Source organism: Bacillus halotolerans (genome assembly GCF_004006435.1).
Taxonomy (GTDB): Bacteria; Bacillota; Bacilli; order Bacillales; family Bacillaceae; genus Bacillus; species Bacillus halotolerans.
The window spans coordinates 662,298-686,862 of sequence record NZ_CP029364.1 but is presented as its reverse complement, the minus strand read 5'-3'; the positions used below and the strand labels follow the sequence as shown (position 1 = coordinate 686,862).

General features: G+C 44.4%; 27 protein-coding genes. 21 read left to right on the top strand and 6 right to left on the bottom strand.

Annotation, left to right across the window (positions count from 1 at the left end; all coding sequences use genetic code 11):
• Positions 1-350 precede the first annotated feature (350 nt).
• From DIC78_RS03330 to DIC78_RS03275, 12 genes are all read left to right on the top strand, one after another.
• Positions 351-767: a helical membrane plugin domain-containing protein gene (locus DIC78_RS03330; RefSeq protein ID WP_010333866.1), complete on the top strand. Its 417-nt coding sequence runs from the start codon at positions 351-353 to the stop codon at positions 765-767.
• Positions 768-806: 39 nt separating this feature from the next.
• Positions 807-1,985 carry an NAD(P)/FAD-dependent oxidoreductase gene (locus DIC78_RS03325; RefSeq protein WP_024121033.1) on the top strand — a complete coding sequence of 393 codons (1,179 nt, stop codon included), beginning with the start codon at positions 807-809 and terminating at the stop codon, positions 1,983-1,985.
• A gap of 200 nt (positions 1,986-2,185) precedes the next feature.
• Positions 2,186-3,607, top strand: coding sequence for a glucuronate isomerase (gene uxaC, locus DIC78_RS03320; protein WP_106020475.1), 1,422 nt, complete (start codon positions 2,186-2,188; stop codon positions 3,605-3,607).
• Positions 3,608-3,685: 78 nt separating this feature from the next.
• Complete coding sequence (locus tag DIC78_RS03315) at positions 3,686-5,065, top strand: MFS transporter (protein ID WP_095713516.1); 1,380 nt, start codon at positions 3,686-3,688, stop codon at positions 5,063-5,065.
• A gap of 105 nt (positions 5,066-5,170) precedes the next feature.
• Positions 5,171-6,184, top strand: a complete 1,014-nt coding sequence (gene allD, locus DIC78_RS03310) for an ureidoglycolate dehydrogenase (RefSeq protein WP_106022260.1) — start codon at positions 5,171-5,173, stop codon at positions 6,182-6,184.
• A gap of 4 nt (positions 6,185-6,188) precedes the next feature.
• Positions 6,189-7,208 (top strand): zinc-binding alcohol dehydrogenase family protein, encoded by a 1,020-nt coding sequence (locus DIC78_RS03305; protein ID WP_106022259.1) that lies wholly within the window; start codon positions 6,189-6,191, stop codon positions 7,206-7,208.
• A 23-nt stretch (positions 7,209-7,231) separates the two neighbouring features.
• The gene (gene uxuA / locus DIC78_RS03300; protein WP_106022258.1) at positions 7,232-8,311 is read left to right on the top strand and encodes a mannonate dehydratase; all 1,080 of its coding nucleotides are present in this window, start codon (positions 7,232-7,234) and stop codon (positions 8,309-8,311) included.
• The gene (locus tag DIC78_RS03295; RefSeq protein WP_106022257.1) at positions 8,308-9,144 is read left to right on the top strand and encodes an SDR family oxidoreductase; all 837 of its coding nucleotides are present in this window, start codon (positions 8,308-8,310) and stop codon (positions 9,142-9,144) included. Before uxuA ends, DIC78_RS03295 begins: the two co-directional genes overlap by 4 nt.
• 45 nt (positions 9,145-9,189) lie before the next feature.
• Positions 9,190-10,458, top strand: a complete 1,269-nt coding sequence (locus tag DIC78_RS03290) for an MFS transporter (protein WP_024121040.1) — start codon at positions 9,190-9,192, stop codon at positions 10,456-10,458.
• An 87-nt stretch (positions 10,459-10,545) separates the two neighbouring features.
• The gene (locus DIC78_RS03285) at positions 10,546-11,547 is read left to right on the top strand and encodes a LacI family DNA-binding transcriptional regulator (protein ID WP_127695426.1); all 1,002 of its coding nucleotides are present in this window, start codon (positions 10,546-10,548) and stop codon (positions 11,545-11,547) included.
• Positions 11,548-11,625: 78 nt separating this feature from the next.
• Positions 11,626-13,065: a tagaturonate reductase gene (locus DIC78_RS03280; protein ID WP_127695424.1), complete on the top strand. Its 1,440-nt coding sequence runs from the start codon at positions 11,626-11,628 to the stop codon at positions 13,063-13,065.
• Positions 13,062-14,555 (top strand): UxaA family hydrolase, encoded by a 1,494-nt coding sequence (locus DIC78_RS03275; RefSeq protein WP_127695422.1) that lies wholly within the window; start codon positions 13,062-13,064, stop codon positions 14,553-14,555. The genes DIC78_RS03280 and DIC78_RS03275 overlap by 4 nt, the downstream gene beginning before the upstream one ends.
• Before the next feature lie 38 nt (positions 14,556-14,593).
• On the opposite strand, the gene DIC78_RS03270 is transcribed toward DIC78_RS03275, so the two are convergent.
• Positions 14,594-15,358 carry a sulfite exporter TauE/SafE family protein gene (locus DIC78_RS03270; protein WP_127695420.1) on the bottom strand — a complete coding sequence of 255 codons (765 nt, stop codon included), beginning with the start codon at positions 15,356-15,358 and terminating at the stop codon, positions 14,594-14,596.
• Between the two features lie 334 nt (positions 15,359-15,692).
• Complete coding sequence (locus tag DIC78_RS03265; protein ID WP_024121045.1) at positions 15,693-16,157, bottom strand: DinB family protein; 465 nt, start codon at positions 16,155-16,157, stop codon at positions 15,693-15,695.
• 202 nt (positions 16,158-16,359) lie between these two features.
• Here DIC78_RS03265 and rapA point away from each other — a divergent pair, with 202 nt between their 5' ends.
• Both rapA and phrA read left to right on the top strand, forming a co-directional pair.
• Positions 16,360-17,496, top strand: coding sequence for a response regulator aspartate phosphatase RapA (gene rapA, locus DIC78_RS03260; protein ID WP_081638280.1), 1,137 nt, complete (start codon positions 16,360-16,362; stop codon positions 17,494-17,496).
• Positions 17,486-17,620, top strand: coding sequence for a phosphatase RapA inhibitor PhrA (gene phrA / locus DIC78_RS03255; RefSeq protein WP_024121047.1), 135 nt, complete (start codon positions 17,486-17,488; stop codon positions 17,618-17,620). Before rapA ends, phrA begins: the two co-directional genes overlap by 11 nt.
• A 41-nt stretch (positions 17,621-17,661) precedes the next feature.
• On the opposite strand, the gene DIC78_RS03250 is transcribed toward phrA, so the two are convergent.
• Entirely contained in the window at positions 17,662-17,916 is a 255-nt protein-coding gene (locus DIC78_RS03250) for a YciI family protein (protein WP_044156268.1), read from the bottom strand.
• Positions 17,917-18,025: 109 nt separating this feature from the next.
• On the opposite strand from DIC78_RS03250, the gene DIC78_RS03245 reads away from it, so the two are divergent.
• On the top strand, positions 18,026-18,973 hold the full coding sequence (locus tag DIC78_RS03245; RefSeq protein WP_106020465.1) for an N-acetylmuramoyl-L-alanine amidase: 948 nt from the start codon (positions 18,026-18,028) through the stop codon (positions 18,971-18,973).
• A 248-nt stretch (positions 18,974-19,221) separates the two neighbouring features.
• Here DIC78_RS03245 and DIC78_RS03240 read toward each other — a convergent pair whose 3' ends face one another.
• Positions 19,222-19,449, bottom strand: coding sequence for a hypothetical protein (locus DIC78_RS03240; protein ID WP_024121050.1), 228 nt, complete (start codon positions 19,447-19,449; stop codon positions 19,222-19,224).
• Positions 19,450-19,858: 409 nt separating this feature from the next.
• Between DIC78_RS03240 and DIC78_RS03235 the strand changes: the two genes are divergently transcribed.
• Positions 19,859-20,482, top strand: a complete 624-nt coding sequence (locus DIC78_RS03235; protein ID WP_024121051.1) for a poly-gamma-glutamate hydrolase family protein — start codon at positions 19,859-19,861, stop codon at positions 20,480-20,482.
• Positions 20,483-20,536: 54 nt separating this feature from the next.
• A complete protein-coding gene (locus DIC78_RS03230) occupies positions 20,537-21,373 on the top strand; it encodes a manganese catalase (protein ID WP_127695418.1) in 837 nt (278 codons plus the stop codon).
• A 45-nt stretch (positions 21,374-21,418) separates the two neighbouring features.
• On the opposite strand, the gene DIC78_RS03225 is transcribed toward DIC78_RS03230, so the two are convergent.
• A complete protein-coding gene (locus tag DIC78_RS03225) occupies positions 21,419-22,015 on the bottom strand; it encodes an ImmA/IrrE family metallo-endopeptidase (protein WP_095713506.1) in 597 nt (198 codons plus the stop codon).
• Between the two features lie 160 nt (positions 22,016-22,175).
• On the bottom strand, positions 22,176-22,517 hold the full coding sequence (xre, locus tag DIC78_RS03220) for an HTH-type transcriptional regulator Xre (protein WP_106022252.1): 342 nt from the start codon (positions 22,515-22,517) through the stop codon (positions 22,176-22,178).
• 178 nt (positions 22,518-22,695) lie between these two features.
• On the opposite strand from xre, the gene DIC78_RS03215 reads away from it, so the two are divergent.
• From DIC78_RS03215 to DIC78_RS03200, 4 genes are read left to right on the top strand one after another with little or no spacing between them, the layout of a single operon-like run.
• Complete coding sequence (locus DIC78_RS03215) at positions 22,696-22,875, top strand: hypothetical protein (RefSeq protein ID WP_024121055.1); 180 nt, start codon at positions 22,696-22,698, stop codon at positions 22,873-22,875.
• Positions 22,862-23,698: a phage portal protein gene (locus tag DIC78_RS03210; protein WP_106022251.1), complete on the top strand. Its 837-nt coding sequence runs from the start codon at positions 22,862-22,864 to the stop codon at positions 23,696-23,698. Before DIC78_RS03215 ends, DIC78_RS03210 begins: the two co-directional genes overlap by 14 nt.
• Entirely contained in the window at positions 23,598-24,398 is an 801-nt protein-coding gene (locus tag DIC78_RS03205) for an ATP-binding protein (RefSeq protein WP_082687928.1), read from the top strand. Before DIC78_RS03210 ends, DIC78_RS03205 begins: the two co-directional genes overlap by 101 nt.
• Positions 24,398-24,565: a hypothetical protein gene (locus DIC78_RS03200; protein WP_024121058.1), complete on the top strand. Its 168-nt coding sequence runs from the start codon at positions 24,398-24,400 to the stop codon at positions 24,563-24,565. Before DIC78_RS03205 ends, DIC78_RS03200 begins: the two co-directional genes overlap by 1 nt.

Here is a 24,565-nt window from a genome sequence, read left to right as displayed (position 1 = left end):
AGAAATGTTATGACACGGGCACCATATAAATTAATTTCATAATCGAAGCAATTCACGTTCAAATTTTGTTCAAAAAGTGTTATCATATAGAAGGTAATCAAATTGGAGTTTTTTATGTTTGCTATTTTCAGAGAGAGTAAAGGATTTTGACTTATTCAATGGTTTATTTTTGAGATAAAAATAATACTGAATATGGCAAGATGAAAAACTGGGTAGTAAACATTTATTTTTGCGAATGATTGTGCACGAATTCACAATCCTTCTTCTCATGCTTTCAAACATGAGATCAGGGAGAGGCACTACCCTTTCCAAAAAATCAGCATACTGCTTATAGTAAAGGAGAATTGGATATGCCAGAAACAATCGATCAAACAAATGCGTCTGTCAGCCAAAGCCAGCAAGATCTTATTGATCAGCTGTTAAAGCCAGAAGTTCAAGAATCACTGACTGTTTTAGTTGACCAGCTTCCAAAGCTGACTGAGTTAGTGAATATTTTAACGAAGTCTTATGATTTCGCTCAGTCTGTTGCGACTGACGAAGTATTGAAAAGCGATACAGTCGGTGCAATCACTGAAATTCTTGAGCCTGTAAAAGAAACAGCAAAAGAAGTGGCTGCGACTGCAATCGAAGCGAAAGACCGCGCGGATGCTAGCAACGAAACGATTGGACTTTTCGGCCTGTTGCGCATGCTGAAAGATCCTCAAGCTCAAAAGCTGTTCCGTTTTGCTAACAGCTACCTTGAAATCATGAACGAAAAACAAAAATAATCTCAGATTCAAATTGATATAAAGGACGGAGGATATACGATGTCAAAACATATTGTCATTTTAGGCGCTGGTTATGGCGGTGTTCTTTCTGCTTTAACAGTTCGCAAACATTACACAAAAGAACAAGCACGCGTGACAGTGGTAAACAAATACCCAACTCACCAAATCATTACGGAATTACACCGTCTTGCAGCAGGCAACGTGTCTGAAAAAGCGGTTGCAATGCCGTTAGAAAAACTTTTCAAAGGCAAAGACATTGATCTTAAAATCGCGGAAGTCAGCTCTTTCTCTGTTGATAAAAAAGAGGTTGCGCTTGCTGACGGTTCTGCATTAACTTATGATGCGCTAGTAGTAGGCCTTGGTTCTGTCACTGCTTACTTCGGCATCCCAGGACTTGAAGAAAACAGCATGGTTCTTAAATCTGCTGCTGATGCTAACAAAGTTTTCAACCACGTTGAAGACCGTGTGCGCGAGTACTCTAAAACGAAAAACGAAGCGGATGCAACAATCCTTATCGGCGGAGGCGGCTTAACAGGCGTTGAGCTTGTCGGTGAGCTTGCTGACATCATGCCGAACCTTGCGAAAAAATACGGCGTAGACCACAAAGAAATCAAATTGAAATTGGTTGAAGCAGGTCCGAAAATCCTTCCTGTTCTTCCGGATGATCTTATCGAACGCGCAACTAAAAGCCTTGAAAAACGCGGCGTTGAGTTCTTAACAGGCCTTCCTGTTACAAATGTAGAAGGAAACGTGATTGATCTGAAAGACGGATCAAAAGTTGTTGCCAACACATTTGTTTGGACTGGCGGCGTACAAGGAAATCCTTTAGTCGGCGAATCAGGTCTTGAAGTGAACCGCGGCCGTGCGACAGTTAACGATTTCCTTCAATCTACATCTCATGAAGATGTATTTGTTGCGGGTGACAGCGCAGTTTACTTTGCGGCAGACGGCCGTCCATACCCGCCAACTGCACAAATCGCATGGCAAATGGGTGAGCTGATCGGTTACAATCTATTCGCTTACTTAGAAGGAAAAACACTTGAAACATTCCAGCCAGTAAACTCTGGTACACTTGCAAGTCTTGGACGCAAAGATGCGGTAGCCATCATTGGTGCTAATTCTACACCGCTTAAAGGTCTTCCTGCTTCCTTGATGAAAGAAGCAAGTAATGTACGCTACTTAACACACATTAAAGGACTATTCAGCCTGGCTTACTAATCCTTTCTTGTAAAATCGGACATTGCCAAAAAGAGGTCTTTTCAGGCAGCTTTACGGCAATGTCTTTTTTGCGCTTATTTGCTAACGTTAACATTTAAATTTTAAAAAGAGATTGATCCCAGAGGAATATAAAGGTAAAATAAAAACAAATCAAAATGTTAACGTTAACATTTTGAAATAGAATGAAAGACGGTGAGGACATGGAACCCTTTATGGGAGAAAACTTTTTGCTGAAAAATGAAACCGCTGTCAACCTCTATCACCATTATGCGAAAGACATGCCGATTATTGATTATCACTGCCATTTGAGTCCGAAAGAAATCTATGAAAATAAGAGATTTCAAAACATGACAGAAGCCTGGCTGTATGGAGACCATTACAAATGGCGCATCATGAGAGCCAATGGAATTGAAGAAACATACATTACAGGCGATGCAGCTGATGAGGAGAAGTTCATGGCATGGGCGAGAACAGTACCGATGGCGATTGGCAATCCGCTCTACAATTGGACCCATTTAGAGCTGCAGCGATTTTTTGGGATTTACGAGATATTAAATGAGCAATCGGCGCCAAATATTTGGAAACGGACGAATGAACTGCTGCAAGGAGAAGGCTTCGGGGCAAGGGATTTCATTGTGAAATCAAATGTAAAAGTAGTATGCACAACCGATGACCCTGTCGATTCCCTCGAGTACCACCTATTATTAAAAGAGGACAAAGATTTTCCTGTCAGTGTGCTGCCGGGATTTCGGCCGGATAAAGGGCTGGAAATCAATCGCGAAGGCTTCCCGGATTGGGTGCAGGCGCTTGAAAAGGCTGCGTCACTTTCGATTACAACCTATGATGAGTTTTTGAAGGCTCTTGAAGAACGAGTGCGTTTCTTCCATTCAGTCGGCGGCAGAGTATCTGATCATGCGATTGATTCAATGGTGTTTGCCGAAACGGACAAAGAGGAAGCGGACCTCATTTTTACCTCAAGATTAAACGGGGAACAGGTTTCTTACGAAGACGAGAAGAAATTCAAGACATATACGCTTCAATTTCTTTGCGGATTGTATGCTGAGCTTGACTGGGCGATGCAGTTTCATATCAATGCACTCAGAAATACGAATACGAAAATGATGAAGAAATTGGGGCCGGATACAGGCTATGATTCTATGAATGACGAAGAAATTGCGAAGCCTTTGTACAGGCTGCTGAATTCAGTCGAAATGAAAAACCAGCTGCCGAAAACGATTTTATATTCGCTCAACCCAAATGATAACTATGTCATTGCCAGCATGATAAATAGCTTTCAAGACGGCATCACGCCTGGGAAAATACAATTTGGCACAGCATGGTGGTTTAACGATTCCAAGGATGGGATGCTCGATCAAATGAAAGCGTTGTCAAACGTCGGGCTTTTCAGCCGTTTTATCGGCATGCTGACTGATTCCAGAAGCTTTTTGTCGTATACACGCCATGAATACTTCAGACGGATTGTCTGCAATCTGATCGGCGAATGGGCTGAAAACGGTGAAGTGCCGAAAGATATGGAGCTTCTTGGCGGTATCGTACAAGGCATTTGCTATCACAATGCGAAACAATATTTTCAATTTCAAGAAGAAAAGGCAAACGTATAAAATAAGTTCCGCTCAGAATAGCCAGCGTCATACTGAGCGGACATCTCATCGAAAATTCTTAAGACACAGAGGTGGAAGATGCGAGCAGAACTGGAAAATAAGGTTGTGTCGATTGAAACGGAGAAGAGGCTTTCGCTGAAGGAGAAAATTTCCTATGGTTTTGGTGATTTTGGGAACGGTTTTATGTTTGATTTAGGCCAAATCTATTTATTAAAGTATTTTACTGATGTGGCGGGAATTCCGGCCGCAATGGCGGGAAGTATTTTTTTAGTCAGCAAGCTCTTTGCGGCTGTAACAGACCCCATTGTCGGCTCATCAATTGATTATCGCAAAAACATCGGCAGGCGGGGGAAATTCAGGCCTTATTTATTAATCGGCAGCATTGTTCTTGCGGTGCTTACTGTTCTTATTTTTCTGTCCCCGAATGTATCAACGACAGGCAAGCTGATTTATGCGTATGCATCCTATATACTGTGGGGCGTGGGCTATTCATTTGTAAACATTCCGTACGGTTCATTGGGAGCGGCGATGACTCAAAATACTGAAGACCGGACTTCTATCTCTACTTTTCGCCAAATCGGTTCACTCGGGGCTTTGTTTATCACGAGCGTGGCCGTCATGCCGCTGCTCGTCAAGTTTGATAACCCGAAGGTAGGCTATCCGGTGGTCATGGGATTGTTTGCTGTTCTCGGTGTGCTTTGGTTTTATATTTGCTATCGCAACTGCAAGGAACGTATTGTTATTGCGGAAGCGCCAAAAGAGAAATTAACATTTTCATCTGTCGTCAAAACGTTTATAACGAACAAACCGCTGTTAACCCTTGTCCTGATGACCATTTTTTCGATTTCCGCATACAACATTAAATCCGCAATGCTCGTATACTTCGCACAATATAACCTAGGCAATGTCGAACTGATGGCTTATATGAACTTTATCATTATTGGATCTTCCTTTTTGGGCGTCGTGTTTCTGCCAAAGCTCGTCAAGATGTTTGGAAAGAAACAAACCGCAATGATCGGTTTCGGCATCAGTGTTGCCGCGGATCTGATCAACTTTATGCTTCCTTCAAATGTATATGTGTTTACCATCCTTGCAAGCATCGCGTTTATTGGGATCAGTATTCCCAATGGCATTACGTGGGCGCTTGTCTCAGATATCATTGACTACGGCGAGTGGAAATCCGGTGAGCGGAAAGAAGCAACGACATATTCCCTCTTTAACTTCTCGCGAAAGCTTGCTCAGTCATTGTCTGGTTTTCTCTCCGGGATCGGATTGGGGCTTGTCGGATATATGCCGAACGTAGCCCAGACGGCACAGGCGCTGCTCGGCATTAAAGCGCTTCTTCTTCTGTATCCCGCCATTGCTTTGGCATTAGCTATGGTCATTATCGGTTTTCTTTATAAATTGACAGATCAGCAACATGCACAGATTGTCGAAGAGCTTCAGCATAGAAACTGATCAAACAATCATATAAAGAATATTTTGAATAGTTCGCAAGTAATAATAATTTGTAAGGGTTTTCGCTAAGTGATGAAACTGAAAGAAAGGAGGCTCTTTATTGAATTGAATACGGTAACGATTTCCGCTGAAGAAGCGAAGGAACTGGTTCAGCAAAAGCTGATCGGCGCCAATTTGAATGAACGAGATGCCGAAAAAGTAGCAGACGTGCTCATACACGCCGATTTACGCAATGTGAATTCTCATGGTGTTTTGCGAACAGAACATTATGTGAACAGGCTGAGGGCTGGAGGCATCAATCCAAAAGCGTGTCCCATTTTTAAAGAAACGGGGCCGGTGACAGGAGTGCTGGACGGTGATGACGGGTTCGGCCATGTGATTGCCGATAAGGCGATGGCTCATGCCATTGAAATGGCAAAGAAAAATGGTGTTGGCATGGTCACCGCGACAAACAGCAGCCATTGCGGAGCGTTAAGTTATTTTGTGCAAAAAGCGGCTGAGGAAAAACTGATCGGAATCGCTATGTCTCATACTGACAGTATTGTAGTCCCGTTTGGCGGGAGGTCTCCTTTTTTAGGCACGAATCCAATTGCTTACGGTGTGCCGGCAAAGCATAAAAAACCGTTTATCCTAGATATGGCGACGTCAAAAGTGGCATTTGGAAAGATTCTGCAGGCGCGTGAAGAGGGCAGAGAAATACCAGAAGGATGGGGAGTCGATGAAAACGGAGAGACGGTAACAGACCCTCACAAGGTCGTCTCACTTTCAACGTTCGGGGGTCCTAAAGGCTACGGGCTATCTGTTGTGGTGGATGTGTTTTCAGGTTTGCTGGCTGGGGCGGCTTTTGGTCCGCATATCGCTAAAATGTATGGCGATCTTGATCAAAATAGGAAGCTTGGACATTATGTTTGCGCGATCCATCCGTCCTATTTTACCGGACAAGATACGTTTTTAGAGCAGATGGACGCCATGCTTGATGAACTGCAGCAATCACCTTCGGCTAGAGGAGTCGAGCGAGTGTATGTGCCTGGCGAATTGGAGCAGCTGCATGAGGAAAGAAACAGGAAACACGGAATTTCAATTGCTCGGAGCGTGTATGAATTTTTAAAAAGCAGGTGAGAAAATGAAAGCGGTTCAAGTGCGAAAAGCGTATGATTTGGTGACAGCAGACATGGAAAAGCCTGTTCTTTCAAAGGCTGATGAGGTGCTCGTCAAAGTAAAACGAGTCGGAATTTGCGGTTCTGACATGCATATTTATCATGGCACGAATCCGCTTGCGACACTTCCGAGAGTAATCGGACACGAGGTAACGGGAGAAGTGGGGGAGGTTGGTGCAAATGTTAAAGGCCTGAAAGCCGGAGACCATGTTGTGATTGAACCGATTTCTTATTGCGGAAACTGTTATGCCTGCCGTAAAGGCCGGCCAAATGTTTGTGCGAAGCTTTCTGTGTTTGGCGTTCATGAAGACGGCGGGATGCGGGAATATGTTGTGCTTCCTGAAAAGCAGCTTCACGCGGTTTCAAAAGAGCTGCCTTGGGAGGAGGCAGTTATGGCCGAGCCTTATACAATAGGTGCCCAGGCTGTTTGGCGGGGACAGGTGGAAAAGGGTGATCGCGTTCTGATTCAGGGGGCGGGGCCTATCGGCATCTGTGTGTTAAAAATGGCAAAGCTAGCGGGTGCTTCCGTCATGATAACCGACTTAAATAATGAGCGGCTGACATTTGCTACAGAAAACGGTGCCGACGCTGTTGTGAATGTTCAAACAGAACATGCGGCTGAGCGGGTTCGGGAATGGACGGGCAATGAAGGAGCCAATGTAGTCATTGATGCTGTCTGTCTCCCTGCGACTTTTGAGCTTTCCGTTGATGTTGTTTCTCCGGCAGGGCGTGTGGTGGTGCTTGGATTTGATGAGAGAGCGTCACAAATTCCTCAGCTCCCCATTACAAAAAAAGAAGTCACGATTACCGGCTCAAGACTCCAGACAAATCAGTTTCCGAAAGTTGTAAAGCTGCTGAATGAAGGCCGGTTAGCGCATAACGGGCTCGTCACCCATACGTTTTCAGTTGAAGATGTCCATCACGCGTTTCAATTTATCAAGGAGCATCCTGATCAGGTGCGGAAGGCAGTGATCACATTTGATTAAAAGGCTCAATCCGGAGGTGTAGGATGAATATTACATTTCGATGGTATGGACGAGGCAACGATACAGTCACACTTGAACACGTGAAACAAATTCCCGGGGTGAAAGGCATTGTCTGGGCTCTCCATCACAAACCTGCCGGGGAAGTGTGGGAAATAGAGGAAATCAAAGCCGAGACGGAATATATACAATCCCATGGTTTTCATGCGGAGGTTGTCGAAAGCGTAAACGTTCATGAAGCGATTAAACTGGGCAGCGAAGAACGCGGCCGGTACATTGAAAATTATAAGCAGACCATCCGCAATCTGTCTGCTTTTGGCGTGAAAGTGATTTGCTACAATTTTATGCCGATTTTCGACTGGACACGCACCGACATGTTCCGTCCGCTGGAAGACGGCTCAACCGCTCTGTTTTTTGAAAAAGCCAAAGTGGAGAGCCTGGAGCCTCAAGAGCTGATTCGGACGGTGGAAGAAGCGTCTGACCTGACACTCCCAGGGTGGGAGCCTGAAAAAATGGCTCGGATCAAAGAACTGTTTAAGGCCTACAGGACGGTCGATGAAGAACAGCTGTGGAACAATTTATCATTTTTTTTGAAGGAAATTCTGCCGGTTGCTGAAGCGCATGGCATTCAAATGGCCATTCATCCGGATGACCCGCCTTGGCCGATTTTTGGATTGCCGCGTATTATCACAGGAGAGGCAAGCTATGAGAAGCTGCGGGTCATATCAGACTCACCTTCTAACTGCATCACCTTATGTACCGGTTCCATGGGGGCCAATCCCGCCAATGACATGGTGGAAATTGCTAAAACATATGCCGGGCTTGCTCCATTTTCACACATCCGCAATGTGAAGATCTTTGAAAATGGGGATTTTATTGAAACGTCTCATCTGACAAAGGACGGTTCGATTAATATTCAAGGGGTCATGGCAGAACTGCACAAGCAGGATTACAACGGATATGTCAGGCCGGATCACGGTCGCCATATTTGGGGAGAGCAATGCCGTCCGGGCTACGGCTTATACGATCGCGCTTTAGGCATCATGTATTTGAGCGGACTGTGGGACGCGTACGAATCAATGGCGAAAAAAGAGGTGGAATTATGATCCCTCTTCATCATCGACTGGCAGGTAAAGTTGCTGTTATCACAGGGGGCAGCGGTGTGCTCTGCTCGGCCATGGCCCGGGAGCTTGCCCGCCATGGCATGAAGGTGGCGATACTGAACCGGTCAGCTGAAACAGGACAAGAGGTTGTGAGGGAAATTACGAAAGCTGGCGGCACGGCATATTCCGTTTCTGCTGATGTGCTGGACAGGACGTCGCTAGAGAAGGCGAAGACTGATATCCTTGACCGATTTGGCGCTGTTCATCTCTTAATCAATGGAGCAGGAGGAAATCATCCCGCTGCGATTACTGATGTGGAGACATATGAAGCAGAAGGAGAAGGGCAATCATTCTTTGACATGGATGAAAACGGATTTTCAACTGTTTTTTCAACCAACTTCACTGGGGCATTTCTGGCTACCCAAGTATTTGGAAGGGAATTGCTGAAGGCAGACTCACCAGCCATTGTGAATATCTCATCAATGAGCGCTTATTCACCTATGACGAAGGTTCCGGCGTACAGTGCGGCCAAAGCATCAATCAATAATTTTACAATGTGGCTGGCTGTGCATTTTGCGGAAACCGGACTGAGGGTTAACGCAATCGCACCAGGCTTTTTTCTGACAAAACAAAATCACGATCTGCTGATCAATAAGGATGGAAGCTTTACAGACCGCTCTAAAAAGATTATTGCGGGAACACCGATGAAGCGATTTGGAAAACCGGAGGACCTGCTCGGCACGCTTCTTTGGCTGGCGGATGATTCCTATTCAGGCTTTGTCACCGGCATCACCGTTCCTGTCGATGGAGGTTTTATGGCTTATTCAGGAGTGTGACGAAAGCAGATACAGATACTGAACCAACATAGGGGTGAGGTTGAGATGTTTTCAAAAGATAAGCTTCCAGTCATCCTTTTTTTGTTCCTGGCTGGTGTGATTAACTATCTGGACCGTTCGGCATTGTCCATTGCAGCTCCATTCATTCAGGATGATCTCACACTGTCCGCTACACAAATGGGCTTGATTTTCAGCAGTTTTTCGATTGGATATGCCGTTTTCAATTTTCTTGGCGGTGTGGCATCCGACCGCTATGGAGCAAAATTGACCTTATTTGTGGCCATGGTCGTTTGGTCGCTGTTCAGCGGAGCAGTTGCATTGGCTTTTGGCTTTGTCAGCCTGCTGATCATACGAATTTTGTTTGGAATGGGGGAAGGGCCGCTTTCGGCGACCATCAATAAAATGGTCAATAACTGGTTTCCGCCGACTCAGCGGGCGTCTGTTGTCGGAGTCACAAATAGCGGAACGCCCCTTGGCGGAGCCATTTCCGGACCAATTGTCGGCATGATCGCCGTTGCATTCAGCTGGAAGGTTTCCTTCGTTCTCATCATGATCATCGGATTGATTTGGGCATTTCTCTGGTTAAAATTCGTAAAAGAAAAGCCGGCTGAGCCAATGGGCAATGCACCTGCGATGAAAGTTGAAGCCGCTCCCGAGGAGAAAATTCCGCTGACCTTTTATCTGAAACAAAAAACAGTCTTGTTCACGGCGTTTGCTTTTTTCGCTTACAACTACATCCTCTTCTTCTTTTTGACGTGGTTTCCGAGCTATCTTGTCGAGGAGCGGGGATTGAGTGTTGGGTCAATGAGTGTCATCACAGTCATTCCGTGGATTTTAGGATTTATCGGCCTGGCAGCCGGGGGATTTGTTTCGGACTATGTATACAAAAAAACAGTCCGGAAAGGCGTGCTGTTTTCGCGTAAAGTCGTGCTCGTCACGTGTTTGTTTTCTTCCGCGGTATTGATTGGTTTAGCTGGGCTTGTCACCACAACTGTAAGCGCTGTTACGCTCGTGGCTCTGTCTGTCTTCTTTTTATATTTGACGGGCGCGATCTACTGGGCTGTTATTCAGGATGTAGTCGACCAAAAGAATGTCGGTTCTGTTGGCGGATTCATGCATTTTCTCGCCAACACCGCAGGCATCATCGGTCCCGCTTTAACCGGCTTTATTGTTGACCGGACGGGTACTTTTTCTGGCGCATTTTTACTTGCCGGAGGGCTGGCCGTCTTCGCTTCACTGGCTGTCATCCGTTTTGTGCGGCCGATCATCGGCAGCGCAGCAGGAACGCATGCTGATGATACGGTTTCTTATTAATCTGGAAATATGGTGGGAGAGGCGGTGTGTTTGATGATACAATATGTAATAACGAATCGCAGCCGGTATGATAAGGAAGGGAAATAGATGGTAACCATTAAAGATATCGCAAAACTTGCAAACGTATCCCACACAACCGTTTCCAGAGCACTCAATAACAGCCCTTATATTAAAGAACACACAAAGAAAAAAATATTGGAGCTTGCCTCACAGCTCAACTATACACCGAATGTGAATGCAAAAAGCCTTGCAATGCAAAAATCCCATACGATCGGGCTTTTCTTTACAAGCATCATAAACGGAACCTCACACAGTTTTTTCGCTGATACCATAAAAGGCGTAAACCAAGCAATCAGCGAGGAGTACAATCTGTATGTGCGCGGCATTGATGATCTGAAAAGCTATGACTCTGTAACACCAATGAGATATGACGGCATTATTTTAATGAGTCAAAGTGATATTGATAATTCTTTTATTTATCATATTCGGGAAAAAAAGATCCCGCTCGTCGTGCTGAACCGGGATATCGATGACAGAGGCATTACCAACATATTGTCCAATGACAAGGAAGGTTCTCAGGAAGCTGTAGAATACTTGATTAAAAACGGACATCAAGACATCGCCATCATTGAGGGAATCGAAGGATTTAAATCCTCTCAGCAGCGAAAGGAAGGCTACTTAGCGGCGCTGATTCGCCATCATATACCGATCAAACATGAATACAGTGTAAAAGGGCAATACGATATGGAGAGCGGCTTTCAGGCGATGGAACGCCTGCTGGCGCTTCCGAACACTCCAACCGCTGTCTTTTGTTCGAATGATGACATGGCGATCGGAGCAATGAATGCCATATTTGCCAAGGGGATGCGCGTGCCTGATGATATATCTGTCATCGGATTTGATGATATTGGTTTTTCGCAATATATCACGCCAAGGCTTTCTACAGTGAAACGTCCTGTTGAAAAAATCAGCGTGCTCGGTGCAAAAAAATTATTGAAGCTGATCAGCACACCTGATACGAAGGCAGAAAAAATCTTTGAAAACACAGAATTTATGGTGCGTGATTCAGTAAAAGATGTCACGACATGATGCCCCGTTTTTCCAGCGGGCATTCTTTATAGAGAAAAATGTTAACGTGTGCATAAATCTGAAAGGGAGGCAATGACGGTGCAAAAGCTGAATAAAAAATTGTACGAAAGCTATACACAGTATCCGGAAAGGATTCTCCAGTTTGGAGAAGGAAATTTTCTGCGGGCGTTTGTCGATTGGCAAATTGAGCAATTGAATCGACATACTGATTTCAATGGAAGTGTCGCGGTTGTACAGCCGAGAGGTTCAGAGAAAATCAAAAGATTAAATGACCAGGATGGCTTGTATACTCTTTTTTTACAGGGAATGAAGGATGGAGAAGCGGTAAACGAAAAGATGATTATCAATTCAATCAGCCGCGGGATTGATCTGTTTTCCGACTATGACGAGTTCAAAAAGTTGGCTTCAAGCGAAGCACTGCGTTTTATCATTTCTAATACGACCGAAGCTGGTATTGTTTGTGAGAAAGAAGACCGCTTAGAGGATAGGCCGCAAAAAACATTTCCAGGGAAATTAACAGCTTTTCTGTACTTTCGCTACCAGGCTTTTGCTGGAGACGAGACAAAAGGGTGTGTCTTGATTCCGTGTGAGCTGATTGAGAATAACGGGCAAAAGCTGAAGGAAGCGATTCTGCATTATGCTGATCTATGGGAGCTGGAAGAGGGGTTTACGCAATGGATTCAGAACGCCAACACGTTTTGTAATAGTTTAGTAGACCGCATTGTTCCCGGTTTTCCTGTAGACAGCATTAATGAGATCACTGCGGAATTAGGCTATCAAGATGAACTGGTTGTTGTGGGAGAACAGTATTATTTATGGGTGATTGAAGGGCCGAATTGGATTGGAGAAGAATTGCCCTTTGCGGCAGCCGGTCTTCATACAAAGATTGTCAGCGATCTGACCCCATACCGGACGAAAAAAGTGAGAATTTTAAATGGCGCGCATACGGCAATGACGCCAGTGGCTTCTTTATACGGTTTGAAAACGGTGCGTGATTCAGTTGAACATCCGGCAGTGGGGCGCTTTGTTGAGGAGCTGATTCATGATGAAATACTTCCTGTTTTGAAAATGGAAGGGCTTGCTCAATATGCGGAGGATGTGCTGAATCGCTTTAAAAACCCGTACATCAAACATTATGTGGAAAGCATTGCACTGAATTCAGTGTCAAAGTTCAAAACGAGAAACCTGCCGACCCTTCAGGAATATGTTGAACAAAAGGGTCAGCTTCCTGCACGTTTAGTGTTTTCATTCAGCGCGCTTCTGTATGTTTATCGAAAGAAGGAAATGCAGGATGACCCGGCTGTTCTTCAATTTTTCCAAGAGGTTTGGAATCAGGAGACCGGAGATATGCTCCGTATCGCTTCAGCCTTATTAGGAGAACAATGGCTGTGGGGAGCAAATCTGAATGAAATTCCGAAGCTGACTGAGAGAGTCGCTGATTACTTGAATGATATTCAAGAACTGGGAATGGAGCGGGCTCTTGAACAATGCTGTCTGCAAAGGGGGAAAGTGCTGTGAAATCATTTATAAAAATTCATAGACAGGACAATGTCTTGCTTGCTCTGCGTGATATTCAGAAGGGAGAGCAACTGAACGCGGACGGCGTGTCGATTGAAGTAAAAGATGATATTAAAAGAGGCCATAAGATTGCATTGCAGCATATAAAGGAAAACGGCAGCATCATCAAATACGGGTTTCCGATCGGGCATGCGTTAAAAGATATTTTTATTGGGGAGCATATTCATGTTCATAATACAAAAACAAATTTATCTGATATCCAAACGTACAGTTATACACCGAGATTTGAACAAAATCCCTACACACATGAGGACCGGACATTTAAAGGATATAGAAGAGAAAATGGCAATGCCGGTGTTCGCAATGAATTGTGGATCGTGCCAACCGTCGGCTGTGTCAATGGAATAGCCGAAAAAATGCTTCAGCGGTTTGTCAGAGAAACGGGGGATATTGCCCCATTTGACAACGTATTAGTGCTAAAACATCAATACGGATGCTCACAGCTTGGCGATGATCACGAAAATACTAGGCAAATCCTGCTGAACGCCATTCGCCATCCAAATGCCGGCGGTGTCTTGGTGCTGGGGCTCGGCTGTGAAAATAACGAGCTGGCAGCAATGAAAAAAGCGCTTCAGGATGTCAACAAGGATCGGGTGAAGTTTCTTGAATCCCAGTCGGTGACAGACGAAATGGAGGCAGGTGTCGCATTGCTGAAGGACATCCATGAAGCGGCCAAAGGGGATAAACGGGAAGACATACCGCTTTCTGAGCTGAAAATAGGGTTGAAATGCGGGGGGTCTGACGGTTTTTCCGGCATCACAGCGAACCCATTGCTCGGACGATTTTCTGATTATATCATTGCGCAGGGAGGCAGCACGGTGCTGACGGAGGTGCCGGAGATGTTCGGTGCGGAAACGCTGCTGATGCAGCGGGCTGCCAATGAAGAGGTATTCCATAAAATTGTCGATTTAATCAATGATTTTAAACAATATTTTATAAAGCATGATCAGCCGGTGTACGAAAACCCTTCGCCAGGCAACAAAGCAGGCGGCATTTCCACCCTTGAGGATAAATCGCTGGGCTGCACGCAAAAGGCGGGGATTTCTCCTGTCTCGGATGTATTAAAATACGGTGAAGTGCTTCAGACAAACGGACTGACGCTATTGAGCGCGCCCGGCAATGATTTAATCGCCTCCTCCGCATTGGCTGCTGCCGGCTGCCACATTGTTCTGTTTACAACAGGACGAGGCACGCCGTTCGGCACTTTTGTTCCAACGGTAAAGGTGGCGACGAATACACAGCTGTACGAGACGAAGCCGCACTGGATTGATTTTAACGCAGGTCTCTTAGCAGAGGATGATGTTCATGAGGAATTTGTGCTTCGTGAGTTTATCGATTATATCACGAAGGTTGCAAGCGGAGAGCTCGTGAATCACGAAAAAAATGACTTCAGAGAGCTTGCCATTTTTAAATCGGGTGTGACGCTATAAACCAAGAAAGGCTATCCTGTTCAGGATAGCCTTGTTGATTAAATCAGCTTCAAGCCGCTGATTAAGATAATGGATGCCATAATAAATTGCAGCGGACGGGGTGAAAATCTAGGTGAGAGATGACTGCCAACCAGCACCCCCGGAATGGAACCGATAAGCAAATTGGCCGCTAACAAATAATCAACGCTCCCGAAGCTTGCGTTTAAAATACCTGCCGCAGTAACGAGCAGAAAAGCATGCGCAATATCTGTTCCGACAATGTCGGATGTTTTCATTTTAAATAAGTACAGCATAGCAATCGCAAACAACGAGCCGGAACCGATCGACGTTAAGCCAACGATAAATCCAAACACGACACCGATAAGAATCGTAAGCATCCGCTTGTCTTCTAGCGGCATCAGCTGCCAGCGGTTCGGGCGAAGTTTTTTGTCCAGAAACAGGCGGACGATGATCGAAATGGCAACTAGGGTCAACACATAACCAAGAGCGTGTTTAATAATCTCTTCCTGATGCTGGTGGAAGGCGGGGAACAAATGAAGTATGCCAATGGCTATAGAAGCACTCGGAATACTGCCGATGGCTAAGTATTTTACCAATTTAAAATTGATTGTTTTCTGCCGCCAATGGGACGCAACACCAAACAGCTTGGTGATCGAGTTATAGACAAGGTCCGTACCGACTGCAATGGAAGGATTGATTCCAAGCACTATTAAAAGAGGAGTTAAAAGCGCAGCTCCGCCTACACATGTCAATCCGACTAAGACACCGACTAACAAACCCATCAAAATGATGCTAACACTCATGATAAAGGCCTCCTGAAAACCCGACTATTTTTATCAGATTATATATGATTAGGTCGCTTTAATCAATTAAATTTTTTGAATATTTGTACGGGTGTTTCTTTGATTTTTGTATGCTCAATATCTTTATTCATTTGCCCTATAATGAGTGTCAGGACGAGATGGGATTGAGTTTGACCGGTTAAAACAGGTAATTCCGGTCGGTATTTGGCTGAATGAGGTCAACCAGTCAGCTATATGCAAATACTGGCTGTCACTGGGAATGGGGTATATTGGATACGGTAGTGAACTGAAGGCAATAAAAAAGATACCTTTAGATCAGGTATCTTTTTTTAGGTTACATGCGCTGCTGATAAAACGGCAGCTCCGTATGGCCCATTTCCCTTACATAAACAAACAGGTTGCCTTTATGGTGAATTTCATGCTCCATCGCAAGCTGAAGCAATGCGCTGCCAGTGACTTTTCTTCCGAAAGTGGCTGTCAGGTCAATTTCTCTGTCAAGGTGTTCCTCAGTGAGCTGCTCAAGGATGGCAGCCGTTTTTTCTGTAAACGTTTTAGCCAAAACATTGAGATCTGTTTCCGTTTCTTCCTGCTGGTTTTGAAAAGGTGAGGCATTGCCTTCTTTAATGACATTTGCGAACAGATGGAAAGTCGTCAGGATGTGCTTGACAAGCTCTTCTGCTGACATTGATGTTTCCGTCGGTTTGTAGCTGTAATGATTTTTGCTGATTTTTTCTGTCAGCTCAATCGTCACATTGCGATGTGACAAAAAGTGACTCACAATTTGAGTGGATTGGCTCAATAGAATCTCCTCCATATGTAAAAATAAATGGTGCAATGAAATCCTATATCAATGGGCATAAATTAACAAGCAATATGCTGAGAAGTGATTGTATTTTTTGCGGTTAGCCGAAATTCGACAATTGCGGTCTTTTTGCGTTCTTCTTTTTCTTGTAAATATGATAAAATATGACATATCTCGGGTATATAAAAGGGGGGATTAATTGAGGATGAAGCAGACTATTCCGTCCTCTTATGTCGGGCTTAAAATTAATGAATGGTATACCCATATCCGGCAGTTTCACGTAGCTGAAGCCGAACGGGTCAAGCTCGAAGTAGAAAGAGAAATCGAGGATATGGAAGAAGATCAAGATTTGCTGCTGTATTATTCTTTAATGGAATTTAGGCACCGTGTTATGCTGGATTACATTAAGCCTTTGGGAGAGGACACCTCGCAGCTAGAGTTTTCAGAATTATTAGAAGACATCGAGGGGAATCAGTACAAGCTGACAGGACTGCTCGAATACTACTTTAACTTTTTTCGCGGGATGTATGAATTTAAGCAGAAAATGTTTGTCAGTGCCATGATGTACTATAAGAGGGCAGAAAAGAACCTTGCCCTTGTGTCAGACGACATTGAAAAAGCTGAATTTGCTTTTAAAATGGCTGAGATCTTTTACAATTTAAAGCAGACTTATGTCTCTATGAGCTATGCCGTTCAGGCGTTAGAAACGTATCAGATGTATGAAACGTACACTGTCCGCAGAATCCAATGTGAATTCGTTATTGCAGGTAATTATGATGATATGCAGTATCCAGAAAGAGCATTGCCCCATTTAGAACTGGCTTTAGATCTTGCAAAGAAAGAAGGCAATCCCCGCCTGATCAGTTCGGCCCTTTACAATCTCGGGAACTGTTACGAGAAAATGGGTGAACTGCAAAAGGCAGCCGAATACTTTGAGAAATCTGTTTCTATTTGCAAGTCGGAAAAGTTCGATAATCTTCCGCATTCTATCTACTCATTAACACAAGTTCTGTATAAACAAAAAAATGATGCCGAAGCGCAAAAGCAATATCGTCAAGGATTGGAAATCGCCCGTCAGTATAGTGATGAATTATTCGTGGAGCTTTTTCAATTTTTACATGCGTTATACGGAAAAAACATTGACACAGAATCAGTCTCACACACCTTTCAATTTCTTGAAGAACATATGCTGTATCCTTACATTGAAGAGCTGGCGCATGATGCTGCCCAATACTATATAGAGAATGGACAGCCTGAAAAAGCACTTTCCTTTTATGAGAAAATGGTGCACGCACAAAAACAAATCCAGAGAGGAGATTGTTTATATGAAATCTAAATGGATGACAGGTTTGTTGCTCGTTGCGGTCGGGTTCAGCTTTACTCAGGTGATGGTCCATGCAGGAGAAACAGCAGATACAGAGGGAAAAACATTTCATATCGCGGCACGCAATCAAACATGATGATGACAAAAAAAGACCCTCCGGTTGCGGAAGGGTCTTTTTTATTTCAGCTTCCATTCCTTAATGGTCAGCTCAGAGGACCCGCTGAACACCAATGGATCAGCTTGTCCGATTTCGCGCGCCTCTTCCAGTGAGCCCGCTTTGATGACGTAGGCTCCGCCTGTGGCGTCGCTGAAAGGCCCGAACATTTTTAAGCGTTTTTCTGCCTGCAGACGGTCCAAAAATTCATAGTGTCCGGCTGCATGCTTCTGATTGAATTGATCTGTTCTCGTAGTCAGCATTAAGTACGTATTCAAGAATGTCTCCTCCTTTTGAACTTTAGCTTAGCACAATTATCCATATAGCGGTGCTTTTCGTCCTACGAATGCCACCTATTGATGAAAAAAGAAAAAGGAGAGATGATAGGTGAGCATTCAAGTGAAGAAAAATTTGGTTTCTGAGGCAAAGTACGCGCTGAAATGCCCGAATGCGATGTCCGCTGAATATATTACCATTCACAACACGGCAAACGACGCGTCCGCTGCCAACGAAATTAGCTACATGATCGGGAACACCAGCTCGACAAGCTTTCATTTCGCGGTTGATGATAAAGAGGTGATTCAGGGATTGCCGCTTAACCGTAACGCTTGGCATACTGGTGACGGCACAAACGGTACAGGCAACCGCAAGTCGATTGGCGTTGAAATTTGCTACAGCAAATCGGGAGGCCCAAAGTACGAGGCAGCCGAGGCATTGGCGATCTCTTTTGTGGCACAGCTTTTGAAGGAGCGGGGCTGGGGAATTGATCGAGTCAGAAAGCACCAAGACTGGAACGGAAAATACTGCCCGCACCGCATTTTATCAGAGGGGCGCTGGGAGCAAGTCAAGGCGGCAATTGAAGCGGAATTAAACGGCAGCGCCTCAGCGAAAAAGGTTTCTCCTTCTGCGCAAGTGTATCATGTGAAAAAAGGAGATACGCTGTCCGGCATCGCAGCATCACACGGTATCAGTGTGAAAACTCTGCAAAGCTTAAATCACATCACTGATCCAAATTACATTAAAGTCGGACAGGAGATCAAGCTTTCCGGGACTGCCTCTTCCTCTAAAAGCCATGCCGCATCCTCTTATCCGCTGCCATCGGGGGTAATCAAAGTAACGAGCCCGCTGACAAAAGGCACAAAAGTAAAGCAGGTTCAGACTGCGCTGGCAGCTCTTTATTTTTATCCTGATAAAGGGGCGAAGAATCATGGGGTGGACGGTGTATATGGGCCAAAAACAGCAAATGCTGTCAAACGCTTTCAATCTGTCAGCGGATTAACGGCAGACGGCATTTACGGGCCGAAAACGAAAGCTAAAATTGAACAAAAACTATAATGAAAAAAGGAAGCTTCACTTGGATGGAGCTTCCTTTTTTACCTTACATACAAACGGCAGCAAGAACCTTTTGACTGATTTGGCACAGCAGGAGAGCGCCGCGCCACAATAGGATGTTAAGAGTTATGAACAATTTGCTAGGCATAAAGTTAACAAGAAATCTAGAAAAGCAAAAAACCTTCGAGCAATAAAATAGAAAATAAAAAGACCCGGTGATCACCGGGGAAAAGAAATAGAACGTTAAAGGTTTAGTAATACTTTTTATATTCTACTTTGTAATCATAGTCATGCTTGTCATGATCATAACACTTTTTGCCGTGGTCATAATATTTTTTGTCATGGTCATAGTATTTTTTGTCGCAATCATAATCTTTCTCATGATCATCATAATACTTTTTATCGTGGTCGTAATACTTCTTGTAGTACTTCTTTTTGTAAGTGTAATACTCTTCTTTATATTTTTTATAATAACCCATACTAACGCCTCCTTTAATGTTTGATCAGTTTTATTATATGGATTAAAAAAGAGATGGTATGGTCAAATGTATTCGTTATCAAAAAAAGGCTGTTTTCAAAAACAAACTGATAAAAATGGATAGCGTGCCAGCTTACATAAGCCTTTTAAAAGAATGATTTATAACATTTATACTTAATCCACCTGTAGATCGACCGCATAAGGCCCCCATTTAAACGCCGCAGTTTTTCTTTCTAGTAAAATAAGTGCTTACTTTTCTATCGCCTCAGCTGTTGAAAGAGTTGACACATTCCAGCAAGATATCGATAAATCCCTTCATATATCTCCTGATATGGAAATACGATAAAAAGGTTTTCATTCATAGATGAGTAGAGTAAACTGGTGCTGACTGATAAAGGAGAGCGCTTAACATGAAAGATATGTATGACAGTTTTTTATCTCTTTCTGCGTCTGAATCGGAATACCGGATTATTTATGAAGAGAACAGCGGGAGCGAGCATATTGTCATCGGCCCTCACGGCGGAAGAATTGAGCCGGGCGTCAGCGAACTGGTGCGGGCATTTGCTGATCAAAGTTCCATTTATATCTTTGAAGGATTGAAGCAGCGCAACAACCGTTCGCTCCACCTGACAAGCACTCGTTTTGATGAACCGCTTGCCATAGAAAAAGTAAACGCCCACCGATTCGCGCTGGCATTTCACGGCTATCATGATCTGAAAAAGCCGCATACATTGGTCGGGGGCGCGGATCGGATAAAAGCAGAAGCCATTTGCGAGTTGCTGAATGAGGCAGGTTTCAGTGCGGAACTGGTCAGTGAAAAAGACCGGCTGGCAGGTGTTCATCCGCAAAATATCGTCAATCGGACGAAAAGGGAGATGGGGCTGCAGCTGGAATTGAGTACGGCGCAGCGGAGCGCGCTGTTTCACAATTTTGGCTGCCGTAAGGGACAATACATAGAAAACAATCTTTTTTCTCGATATGTGAATGCCGTTAAGCTTGGTTTTTATGGAAGAAGCAAGCAGGACCTGCAATAACTGCCTATTCCTTCATATGCTGTGATTGTTTGAATGCGCAGGGAGGAATAAACGATGTTTTATCATATTAAAGAGCTTCAGTATCAGGCAAAGCCTTCCCATCCGGATCCTGTTTATGCGAAAAAGCTCCAAGAGGTGCTGGGCGGCCAATTTGGTGAAATTAGTGTGATGATGCAATATTTGTTTCAGGGTTTTACCTGCAGGGCGGATGCCAAGTATAAAGATTTGCTATGTGATGTGGGGACGGAAGAGATCGGACATGTGGAAATGTTGGCTACGATGATTTCCAGGCTTCTGGATGATGCTCCCGCTGATGTACAGGAGAATGCTTACAAAAGCAACCCCGCTATTGCAGCAGTGATGTCAGGGATGAATCCTCAGCACGCTATTGTGTCCGGCTTGGGTGCGATGGCATCAGATAGTGAGGGCTATCCGTGGAATGCAAAATACATTATCTCAAGCGGAAATCTGCTGGCGGATTTCCGTGCAAACTTAAATGCGGAAGCCCAGGGGCGCCTTCAGGTGACACGGCTTTACGCCATGACTGATGATCCCGGGGTAAGAGATATGCTGTCATTTTTGATTGCGAGGGATACTTATCATCAAAATATGTGGTATGCAGCGATTAAAGAGCTGGAAGAAAGAGAACGGGATATTGTCGTTCCCACGACATTTCCGCGTGAGCTAGAAAAGCAGGAAGTATCCTATGACCTGTTTAACTTTTCCAGAGGGGATGAAAGCTCACAGGGAAGGTGGGCTCATGGCGAATCATTTGACGGCCGGGGAGAATTCAGATATATACCGGCTCCGATTGCATTTGGTCCGGAACCTCATCTTAAACCGGCACCGAAGTGGTTGCATGATACGATGCCTCCCATGTCAAAATGCTAGTTACTCTGCCGGGCTGAGGACATATGTCCCCAGCCCATTTTCATGTCAGCCGCGCCTTCTGATATTGTACAGTGCTTTTGCTTCCGCTACCTGTAATGGGGGCTGATCTTCCTCATATTCCGCTTTTGGCCGCTTATCAGATAATAAATAAGCAAGCCGCTTCTGAAATTGAATACCTGCTTTACGCCGTTCAAACATTTCAAGTCTTTTCTCAGCAAAGTCCTTTGTCACCCGGAATACCGTCGCAATGGTTGCAAGAGCCTGACTTCTCCATTGCGGCAGTTCCATCTGCAACAGCATAAAGGTTGGCACACAGAAGTGGTACATAAATTGGTTCGCCTGAAATTCCTGCAGCTCCCTGAAGAGCTTGTTCATCTGAAAATGATTGCCTGCATGCTTTAATACGTGGCACAGTTCATGGCCAAAATCCTCCCATTGCTCTTCCTGGGACTTTCTTTGGTTCAATATGATACTGTACATGCCGTCGTATTTCACCATCATGCTTCCCATATCCTCGAAATGAACCCATATATCAAGATCGTTTGCGATTTTCAGCATGTCAATGTGATGGGGAGAGGTGATGCCCAGCCGGCTGTATAAATTTTTTACGTATTCCTCCAGATGTGATAAGTAATCGCCCAATTGAATACTCCCTTTCGAACATATGTTCTGTTTGTAGCGAGAAAGAAAAGCCCGTTTAGGACTAAAAAGTGTGTTGAAATCTTTCCCTTTTCTTTAAAAAATAAACACTTTTTCTTTATATCGGTCTATTTTTTATATGTTTTAGAGAACAGAGAAATATTTATTTGTTTTTCGATTTCCGGTTTTTCTCTTTTTCTTTTAAATAGTTGATAAATTCGATGGCCTGCTGTTTGCTTTCAGGGGAAAAATCCTGCATATCCCGGTATGCGAGCTGCAAGTCCGGATCAGAAAACATATCATCATCAGATTTTTTTTCTTTTCCTGTTAATAAGTAATCCGTTGTCACTTGGAAGTAATCAGCCAGCTTTTGCAGTGTGTCGTAATCAGGTTCGCTTCGCCCGTTTTCATAATGAGAATATCGTGCGCGCGATACACCGATGTGAGATGCGATTTCTTCCTGTGTCCTTTTCCCTCTGAGACTCTTCAATCTGCCGCCTATCATACTATGACCTCTCTTTTTTAAACTCCCTAAGTTACTTATGATTATAGATACAATCTGTATCAAAATAAAGTTATGATAAAAAAAGTATCAAAAATAACTTGATGATACAGAATGTATCGTTTATACTTGGTAACAGTTGATACGAATTGTATCAAAAACAAATCGGGGGAGTGATCACATGCATCCGATTCAAATCGTTTTTAGTGAACATCCGATAGATCAGCGCCATCTCGGACAATCCGGCGGCTCCATTTCTTTTACGGCATGCGGCCTTCCGGTATTCCATTTTGAAAATCGAGAACAATTTCAAGCGTACTTGCTGTTAAAAGAAGAGGTGAAACGCAATGAAAATGGATAAAAGCTATCCTTTTCCTATGTATTCAGGGCTGTTGAATTCAGAACATTATGACAAAATAGGCTCGGCCCTGTGGCTGTTTCTCTGGTTTATCAGCTCAACGACAAAAGAAATTGAAAAGGACGGCGTGAGCTGGGGAATTGTGCTCGGCCATAAGCCATTAAAAGCAAGAGAGATGGCGGCCGTATTCGGTGTAAGTGAAAAAACAGTCAGAAGATGGCTGGAGCTTCTTGAAAGCCATGGATACATAAAGGCTGCCCGCGCGCCATACGGACTCATGATTTCTGTGAAGCACTCTAAAAAATTCAGCTTCAGATCGGACAAAACTGCACACCGCAGCGATAATGAGCGGTCATTTTCGCCGCTGGCACAGGACAAAGAAGACCGCTCTAATATAGATAAAGCAAAAACATATACTGCTGCTGATGATGCAGTGGATCACATTGCGAAGCGGTTTACACAATTACGGTCGGCTCAAGAAGGACGCACCGTGTATCCTTCCTCCAGAGATTATCAAGCCATCGCCCGTATTGTCGCCATCGGCGTTCCCGTAACGCAAACAATCAAATGGCTTGAGGAATGTTTTCAAGCTTTTGAAAACCGGCGAACTGCTGCTTCAGAAACGATAAAGGCCTTTCGCTACTGTTCGAAATTCATCGAAGACCGATTTTTCGCGCAGCAAGCCAAAAAGACCGCCGCAATACAACATGAGAGGAATGAAAGTAATGACAAAACATACAATCGAGCAGATTTTAGACGAGTTGAGAAAAGGGAGACGTCCATTACTGGCGGACAAACCGGCCGAATCAGACGCAAGCCGGTATGATTGTCCGCGCTGCAAGGATCAGGGAGGATATCTCAGCCGGCAAGACGGTCTGGAAGTGTGGACAATGTGCAGCTGTATGGCAGAACGAAAAGTGAAACGGCTGCTTGGCGCAAGTGAAATTACACCTGCTTTCAGACAGCTTGGCTTCCATGAATTCCGCACCCAAGGGAAGCCACAGGCCGTCAAGGACGCGTTTGAATGCGCCAAAGAGTTTGTGGCGGATTATGAACAAATCAAGGACAGCCGGAAAAACAGCATCGCCCTTTTGGGTCAGCCTGGTTCCGGGAAAACACATCTTCTTACCGCTGCGGCCAATGACCTGATGAGAAAGCGCCATGTGCCGGTCATTTATTTTCCGTTCGTTGAAGGCTTTACTGATTTAAAAAATGATTTTGATCTTTTGGAAGCCAAGCTGAATCGAATAAAGCAGGCAGATGTGCTGTTCATTGATGATCTCTTTAAACCGGTAAACGGCAAACCGCGCGCCACTGATTGGCAGCTGGAACAAATGTATTCCGTTTTGAACTACCGCTACTTAAATCATAAACCGATTCTGCTTTCAAGCGAGCTTACGATTGAAACGCTCGTCCGGGTTGATGAAGCGATCGGCACGAGAATCTATGAAATGTGCAGTGATTATTTAGTGATTATCAAAGGAACAGCGTATGACCTGAATCATAGATTGGAGGGCATCAGATAATGTGCAAGCTCTGTAAGACAAAGAAAGTAATTGTTGAACATACCGGGATCGGAGCGGTTTTTCATCCATGTCCGAACTGCCGGTCCGGCAATGATTTAACGCCGGTTATTCAAAAGCTGGAACAAATGCTGACAGCAGGAAAAGCGGGGCTGAATGCCCGTGATTAA